Source organism: Bacteroides fluxus YIT 12057 (assembly GCF_000195635.1).
Classification (GTDB): domain Bacteria; phylum Bacteroidota; class Bacteroidia; order Bacteroidales; family Bacteroidaceae; genus Bacteroides; species Bacteroides fluxus.
This window is the reverse complement of record NZ_GL882683.1, coordinates 23,832-26,028: the sequence shown is the minus strand read 5'-3', so window position 1 is coordinate 26,028 and position 2,197 is coordinate 23,832. Positions and strand designations below refer to the sequence as shown.

The 2,197-nt window shown below is 55.8% G+C and carries 2 protein-coding genes and 1 pseudogene; all 3 read right to left on the bottom strand.

Annotation, left to right across the window (positions count from 1 at the left end):
• Window positions 1–15: 15 nt before the first annotated feature.
• Window positions 16–1,407, bottom strand: a complete 1,392-nt coding sequence (locus HMPREF9446_RS13015; RefSeq protein WP_009126149.1) for a replicative DNA helicase — start codon at window positions 1,405–1,407, stop codon at window positions 16–18.
• Window positions 1,408–1,436: 29 nt separating this feature from the next.
• Window positions 1,437–1,850: a hypothetical protein gene (locus tag HMPREF9446_RS13010; protein ID WP_245532280.1), complete on the bottom strand. Its 414-nt coding sequence runs from the start codon at window positions 1,848–1,850 to the stop codon at window positions 1,437–1,439.
• A pseudogene (locus tag HMPREF9446_RS19190) lies at window positions 1,813–2,197 on the bottom strand (hypothetical protein); the annotation flags it as partial. The gene HMPREF9446_RS13010 and the pseudogene HMPREF9446_RS19190, both read right to left, overlap by 38 nt.

Sequence of the window (2,197 nt, the reverse complement as noted above, 5' to 3'; positions counted from 1 at the left end):
GAATGCCATTTTTTTTCAGTGTCCGGGATGAGGTTCCGCATTCTTCCTCATCCACTCCAACGTAGGTTCGTACTCCCCTATCCGGGTGAGGCTGGGGTTGTGTCCGAAATAGACGTCACCGGTCTCGCCGTTGCGGTGCTTCGCCACGATGGCCATGCCCAAGCCTTCGGAGGAATATTTGCTTTTGCGTTCCGTGGGCAGTCCGTAAAGGGCGGGACGATAGAGCAGCATGACGATGTCGGCATCCTGTTCGATGGCGCCGCTCTCGCGCAGGTCGCTCAGTGCCGGACGCTTGTCGGCACGCAACTCGCATTCCCGGTTCAGCTGGCAGAGCAGGATGACGGGGATGTCGAGCTCTTTGGCTATCAGTTTGGCGCCCCGGCTTGCTTCCGCCACTTCCTGTTCACGGTTACGGTTCTTCTGGTCGGACTTCACGTCACAAAGTTGCAGGTAGTCAATGATAAGCAGGTCACACAAACCCTTGCTTTTCTGCAATATGGCGGTAGAGCGGATACTGCTCATGTTCCGCTTGGGGTTGTCATCCACCCGGATGGGAAGCCGCGACAGTTCGCGCGCCGCCTCGATTATCTCTCGGCGTTCCTGTTCGGTCAGCTGCCCGGTCTTCAGATCGGTGGCACCGACGGTACCGGTTTGTGCGCAGAGCCACCGGTCTCCCAGCCTTTCTCCTTGCATTTCAAGGCTGTTGACCAACACATGCTTTCCGGCCCGTCCGGCTATCAGCGCCAAGTGCAGCGCAAATGCCGTCTTCCCTACCGAGGGGCGGGCGGCGATGACAATCAAGTCACCCTTTTGCCATCCCGCCGTCAGTTTGTCCAGCGACAGCAACCCTGTGGGTATGCCGGTGATGCCGCCACTATTGTTCGCCATCCGGTCTTCCAGTTGCTTCAAAGTATCCTGCATCAGCCGGTCCATTCCACGCAGGCAACTGCCGAACACGCTTTCGTTGTCCAGCCTCCCGGCGAGGCGGTTCAGCCCCATCAGCACTTCGTCCAGGTCGATGGTTTCATCGGCGGCGGAGGCAAGCAGCGCATGCATGCCCCGAATCATCTCGCGCCTCACGTGCATCCGGCTCAGGATAAGGGCGTGGGTTTCCAGATGGGCGGAGGATGCCACGCAGCCTGCCAGCCGGGCCAGTTCGTAGGCTCCGCCCACTTCTTCGAGCGTGCCGCGCAAGGCAAGTTCCGCACGTGCGGTAATGATGTCGATGACCTTGCCCGCCCGATGCATGGACTGCAGGGCGGCATAGATTTCGCTGTATTTCGCTTCGTAAAACATTTCGGGACGTAGCTTGTCCCCTACAAGTACCATGGCGGCAGTCTCCGCCAGACATGCGCCGAGAACTACGGCTTCAAGATCGGAATCATGGGGATTCAGTATTTCAGACATAAGATTTATTTTTTCAGATTTATTCTACCTCAGTTTACAAACTCATTCTCAAAAATTTTATACTCCAGATACTTGGCTGCCTGATAGCAGAAGTTCGTATTGTTCAGACTGAAGTAGTAGGGGTCCACCTTGTCGTAAGCCTGCTTCCTTTCTCCGGTGGAGAGTTTTTTCCACAGGCCCGCCATGCGTCCGCTGTTCTCTGCCGGCAGTTGGGTCACTTCGCTGTAATGGGCGATGAAGTCTTGCAGCGACTCGGTGAAGGCGTCCTTGAGCTTCTTCGCAGGGGCGGTTCCCGGTTCTTTCTTCCCTGCCCGCCATCCGGTCCAGGCGTCATAGGCGAGGATGCGGATGTGGGTAGGCAAGTTGCCGGGCACCTGTTCTATCAGTCCCTCCGCCAAAATACGTTCAAAGAAGCGTCGGGTACGTCCGCGGCTCCATCCCAAGATGTCCGCCCAGCCTTTGCAGGAAATCAGCGACTCCCCCCCTTTGGCAAATCACCTCGTCCTTGCCGCAACAAGTCTTCTCGCTTTTGTAGTTTACGTGTACCAGCACTCGCAGAAACGCTTCCTCGTCGGTCAGCGCCGCGCCTTGTTTGCCATACACTTCCATCAGCAATGCCCGCGAAACCATGACATAACCGCTATTCAACAAATTGATTTTCATAGGTTTAAATGTATTTTCTTTTTGAATATTTTTTTGCGCCACTTTTTGGACACGCTTTGCGCCATAGTTTTGCGCTGTGGCACAGCGTTTTATAAAAGTTTTGCGCCACCCTTTGCGCCACCAAACG